The organism is Mesorhizobium sp. M7D.F.Ca.US.004.01.2.1 (genome assembly GCF_003997785.1).
GTDB classification, from domain to species: domain Bacteria; phylum Pseudomonadota; class Alphaproteobacteria; order Rhizobiales; family Rhizobiaceae; genus Mesorhizobium; species Mesorhizobium loti.
Map to the genome: position 1 here is coordinate 1 of NZ_RZRQ01000370.1, position 5389 is coordinate 5389.

Here is a 5389-nt window from a genome sequence, read left to right on the forward strand (position 1 = left end):
GGCGACGTGCGGCGCGGCCAGTCGCTGGTCGTCTGGGCGATCCGCGAGGGCCGCCAGGCGGCGCGCGCCATCGATGAGGCGCTGATGGGATCGAGCGTGCTGCCGCGCTGAGTCCGTCTCGAGACCCTACTTGTGCGGCCACCTGAAGGCGCTTTCCGCCCTTCCGCTGCCCCGGGCAGCTTACGGACTGATCGCCGTGGTCGTTTCGGTTGTGGCCCCGGCCGCAGGCTGCCGCCTTGGCGGCCAAGAAAAATCGTCGGCGCGGCCGGGCGCAGCAGCGGGCGCCTTGCCCTCGACGACGAATTTTTCACCGGGCCCGTCCGGCTTGGCCGGCGCTGCGGCACCGAGAAGTTCCGAACCGCCGTCGAGTGCCGGTGATTGCGAGTCGGCGTCGGTAGCCGGGTCGGCGGCCTCAGTCTTTTCCTTCGAGGGTGGACTACGTTACTGGCCAGTACCGGCAACGCATCGAAGGAACTTTACAATCATAAAGGTACGTCACTGGTCTCGCGGCTCACCTATGACGATCTAGACGCGCATTCGAGTCCACAATCCGACTGGCATTTTCGTAAAGGCCTCCTCGGTGCGGGCGGCATCAGGGAGGATTTTCTCATGACGAGGACTTCTTACGGAAATGGGGGGCTACTCAAACACATTCAGTGATCAGCGCGGGGGCGGCGTCAGCTATTTCACCGCCGATCTTGGATATAATTTCTTGAACTCACCGCGCTACCGCATCGGTGCTTTTGTTGGCAACAATTTCTGGCACGAGAGCTACGATGCTTTCGGTTGCACGCAGCAGGCGACCAACTGGGGAACCTGTGTGCCAACCGTCCCACCTACGTCAACCTCTCAGCCAGGACAACGATTGGCATTCGCTGCGACTCGGCTTGGCCGGGCAGACGCAACTCACCGAGCGACTCAGCCTTTCTGGTGACGTGGCGTTCCTCTTCACGCGGCTCGACGGCAAAGAGCAGCACCACATGCGCCCAAGATCAAGCTAATTCCCGAAGACGGCGATGGGCATGGCGTCCAGCTCGAGGCGGTGTTGCGGCCGTGGCGAATAACGGCACCGCTCATTTCGAAGAGGCAATGGGCGGTCGTGGTTCCCCGCAGGCCGACGATTGGAAGGCAAAGCGCTACGGCGTTTTCGTGCAGGCTAGCATCAAGTTCAACTGAGAGAGCAAGAACCGAGGAGAGCGGCGATGCCACTCCAGCTCATTACGATCATTGGATCAACAGAAGGAAGTTTTCCGAAGAGTTTTGCAAGCGTGCGCAAAGTCGCCAGACAAAGTTCTCTCGGTCCATAGTGTACGTGCCGTCACGCCCGTTCTCGACATGGTTGAATGATACGTCCCGCGCGATCGATCAAAGTCGTTTTTCATTGGTTTTCCGGAAATCGCGGGGAGCACAGCGTGCTGTGACCCTCGCCTGCTGGTTTTCTGTCAACGCGCAGATGAGGGAGAATGAGCGTACAGCAAAAATCATCAGTGCTGTCGCTTTCGCCAAAGCCCGCCGCAGCTAAACGGGGTCCCACGCCCGGTAGCGCCCCCTGCCGGTCACCTCACGGATGCCGAGTTCGGCACCAGCCCGAGCGCAGCGCGCTGGCTAATTTTCAGCTCGGCCGCGACCAGACCTGCCGACACCAGCGGCCGCGCCAGCACCAGCTCGATCAGCGCCGGCAGGCTCGAGTTTTTGCGCCGGTTCCTGAGCCGGCGCTCCATCTGGCTTTTGGCCAGCGCCTGGATGATTGCAAGGCTGAAACAGTCGATGGAACGCCCCTCCAGCGAAGCCGAACCGGACGAGGCGCGCGCGCCAGGTCCTTCGGCTGCCATCGGCACGCTGGGTTTAAGTGCTTGGGGTGACACGGCGTGATCTCCGCCGTTGGCGGGAACAGGGCAGTGCAATAGTACTGCCCTGTTCCTTTTGATCAGAGGCCAGTGCGGATTTCTTCGGCAAGCGCCCTCAACGTCGTCTCGACGTCATCGCCGTTTACCATCTTCTGCATCGCCACGGCCCATGCGTTCATGGCTTCGCCGAAGCCGACACGCGGTGTGAAAGCCAGCGCGGCTTGGTCCTGTATCTTTTTGAAGCTGTCAACGAAGTTGTTGAACTCGGGCTGCGAAGCGTACTTAGTCCAGGTGTCGTCTGCCAGGTCGACGTGCGCGGCGGATTGACGAGCTGGCCAGCAAGGGCACCCTTGAGCGCCACCTGCTTGGAGGTGGCCCACGGGATGAACAGCCAGGCCGTGCCCTTCTTTTCGGAAGCCGCGTTCATGGCGAGAGCCCAGATCCAGATGTCAGACTCCAAGCTCGTGGCGCTCGGTGCGTGCAGCGGCGGAGCGAAGGCGATCTTGCCGGATGCCGGCTTCCCCGCAACATCGTTCCAGAAGCCGAACATATTTGAGTCGATCGTCATCGCGCTGCGGCCGGACGCGAAGGAAGGAGCCGCGCACTTCTTGATCATGTCCACGTAATGTAGTCGTATCCAGCATCGGTAAGCTTCCAATCGCTCAGGTATTTGTCCAGCGGCTCCAGGGCGCCACTCGGAGCGAGGTCCTACGCGGGCTGAATGCCAGTGCCGAACACATCCCATGCTGGCGACTTCGTCGTCAGTTGGATCGTCATCTTGTTCCAGTAAGAATCGTCTGGGTAGAGTTCCGGCGTGACCTTGATGCCGGGTCAGCTTCTCGAACTCCGGAAATTGCGCAGCGAGAGCATCCGCATAGGGGTGGATGTCGTAGGCCCAAGTTATGCTGGTCCCTTCGAATTGACGCCAGTTCACGGTGTCGGCAGCGGCCGAATTAGTGAGCGATGCCGAGACGGCAAAAAACGCCAAGTCAAAAGCAAGCTGTTTGCGAAGCGACGCGCACCTGTAACGAGTACGGGGAATGAGCGACCCATGTAATCCTCCCTGGGGCATTTTGCCAATTTTTGGGTCCACTCCTCCATCCCGAGTTCGCTCATAGCCACAATAAGCGGTTTCCAACGAGCTCGCTCTGAATGCACCAGGCCAACTGGGTAAAAACGGGTAACCGGCACTAAAAGGCGTTGTAGTATCGCCACCAGAAATACTGCTCCGTGGTGCTGGCCTTTGCCTGGGGGCGCAACACGGCAACTACCCGCTCAAAACGGTTGGTCCTCTACCTCTTATTCACCGTCGCTTTCCTCGCGGCCTAACCCGGCCGGAATATCCGTTGCCAGAAAAAGGCCTCGCGGCCGGTTCGAGGCTCATCCCTCCTCCGAAGCAGCACGCTCAAGTATCGTCACAAGCCCCGAGCGCTTCGCGTTCGGCGATGTCCAAATTCCGACAATGTCGGATACAGTCAGATCTACTGGATTGCGTTTGAATGGTTTTCTCATTTGGCACAGTACATGCGGGTCATCCGCAAAACACGTGACCGACCAACAAGAGTTCGCATGATCACCTTACCACAACATACAGCCGCCGCGGAACAATCACTTGGCCCCTGATCGCCCACCCCGGCACCACAACCGGAGTCATCGATGTTCTGACAGGCTGCCCAAGGATACCTGCTGCAACAGGGCTTGCCCTGGTGACGACCACTCCGGCTCCGCCGGTTACCGACGAGGGCAAAGTGACGGATTTCCTGCTTTTCAACGGCATGGAGGTGGCTGTCATTCCCGACCACCGCGCCGGTCGTCACCCATATGGTCTGGTGCAGGATCGGCAGCGCGGAATGAGCCGCCGGGGATATCTGCATGTCTTCGAGCATCTGATGCTCAAGGCGCCTCATGACGAGCACGGCTCCGTCGCCTGGAGAGATTGAACCCAAAGGGAGATTCAGATGTCTGAAGCGAATCAGGAAAAGTTGGACGCATTCTTGGGGAAAATGGTCGGCGATCTCGGTGCGATCGCAACGGGCGCGGGAGTCCTGCTGGGGGACAGACTCGGCCTGTTCAAGGCATTGCGCGAAGGCGGCAAGATGACGGCCGCCGAACTTTCGACACGCACCGGCACCCAGGAACGCCTCGTAAGGGAATGGCTTTCCGGGCAGGCGGCGGCGGGTTACGTCGACTACGATGAAGCGAGCGACAAATTCTATCTCAACGCCGAGCAAGAGCTGGTGTTCGCTGATGAAGACAGCCCGGCCTTCATGGCAGGCGCATTCGAGTTCCTGTCCGCGCTGTGGCTCGATGAAGAAAAGGTGAGGCAGGCATTCCAGTCCGGCAAGGGCGTCGGGTGGCACGATCATAGCGCGTGTCTGTTTCGCGGTACGGAACGGTTCTTCCGTCCAGGCTACAATGCCAATCTGATCGACTCCTGGCTGCCGGCCTTGGAGGGCGTCGTCGAGAAGCTCGAACGCGGCGTGGACGTCGCGGATGTTGGATGCGGTCATGGTGCATCGACCGTGCTCATGGCACAGGCCTTCCCCAATTCGCGCTTCGTCGGCTTCGACTATCATGCCCCTTCGATTGAGCGCGCCCGCAAGGCGGCCGAGGTAGCCGGCGTCGGCGTTAACACGCGGTTCGACGTGGCGGCCGCCAAGAGCTATCCCGGAACCTATGACCTCGTCACATTCTTCGATTGCCTTCACGACATGGGCGACCCGACGGGCGCCGCCACCCATGTCCACGGATCGCTCAAGCCGGACGGCACGTGGATGATCGTCGAGCCGTTCGCGCATGATCATCTGGCGGCGAACCTCAATCCCGTCGGCCGCGTTTACTATGCCGCTTCCACTTTCGTGTGCACGCCCGCATCCGTGTCGCAGGAAGTCGGGCTCGCGCTTGGAGCCCAGGCCGGTGAGGCGAGGCTGCGCAAGGTTGTGACCGGCGGCGGCTTCAAGCGATTGCGTCGCGCCGCGGAGACACCGTTCAACATGGTGCTGGAGGCCCGCCCTTAGCGTGGCCGTCGCCAGAAATTGCAGCTCATCGCATTTGATGAAGATCACCGCCAAAAATCCGGACGCATCGGGCACATTTTCAAGGCGTCTGGGTTCACGCAGAGGTCGCTGCCGAGTTGTGTGCCAAGAGTCCCATACGTTGCGGCTCAGAAAGGACCCCACGCACGGCGACGAACATGCCCATAGCGATGGCCGCTATAATCACATATGTCCACCATGGCGCGTTCACAAAGCTGGTAAGCCACGTCGCACCGAACGCGCTTACGACAAAAACGAGAGCCTCGATAAAAAGACTGAGCCTGTACACATTCAGTCGTCTCATCCTCATACCACCCATCCAAAGACTGAGCTTGTTGCGCTACTGCGACAGAGCCTAACATATTGGAGAGTGCTCACTAGTCGACCGTGAACAATCCGAGCCCTAAGCGGCGACCGGCTTCGGCCGGATTTGAAGCAGGGCAATCAAGAGCGACAAAAACCCCTTCAGCCACCTGAGCAGGAGGGAGAAGTTGTAGCCGGCGGCGG

The 5389-nt window shown here is 60.1% G+C and carries 3 protein-coding genes and 2 pseudogenes; 2 read left to right on the forward strand and 3 right to left on the reverse strand.

Translation table 11 applies throughout. The annotated features are described in order from the left end of the window. Positions 1 to 180: 180 nt before the first annotated feature. The 3 genes and pseudogenes from EN993_RS38085 to EN993_RS38090 all read right to left on the reverse strand — a co-directional run. Positions 181 to 375, reverse strand: a pseudogene (locus EN993_RS38085) (DUF459 domain-containing protein); the annotation flags it as partial. 1181 nt (positions 376 to 1556) lie between these two features. Next, positions 1557 to 1865, reverse strand: a complete 309-nt coding sequence (locus tag EN993_RS38480) for a helix-turn-helix domain-containing protein (RefSeq protein ID WP_236473435.1) — start codon at positions 1863 to 1865, stop codon at positions 1557 to 1559. Between the two features lie 157 nt (positions 1866 to 2022). Further along, on the reverse strand, positions 2023 to 2469 hold the full coding sequence (locus EN993_RS38090) for an extracellular solute-binding protein (RefSeq protein ID WP_236383562.1): 447 nt from the start codon (positions 2467 to 2469) through the stop codon (positions 2023 to 2025). Positions 2470 to 3526: 1057 nt separating this feature from the next. Here EN993_RS38090 and EN993_RS30590 point away from each other — a divergent pair. Further along, positions 3527 to 3748, forward strand: a pseudogene (locus tag EN993_RS30590) (insulinase family protein); the annotation flags it as partial. Positions 3749 to 3805: 57 nt separating this feature from the next. After that, positions 3806 to 4864, forward strand: a complete 1059-nt coding sequence (locus EN993_RS30595) for a class I SAM-dependent methyltransferase (RefSeq protein WP_024504268.1) — start codon at positions 3806 to 3808, stop codon at positions 4862 to 4864. The last annotated feature ends 525 nt before the right edge of the window (positions 4865 to 5389 follow it).

Bases quoted from the DNA above. Each gene is read 5' to 3' on its own strand.
- EN993_RS30595 (WP_024504268.1), top strand. From the start codon at position 3,806: ATGTCTGAAGCGAATCAGGAAAAGTTGGACGCATTCTTGGGGAAAATG.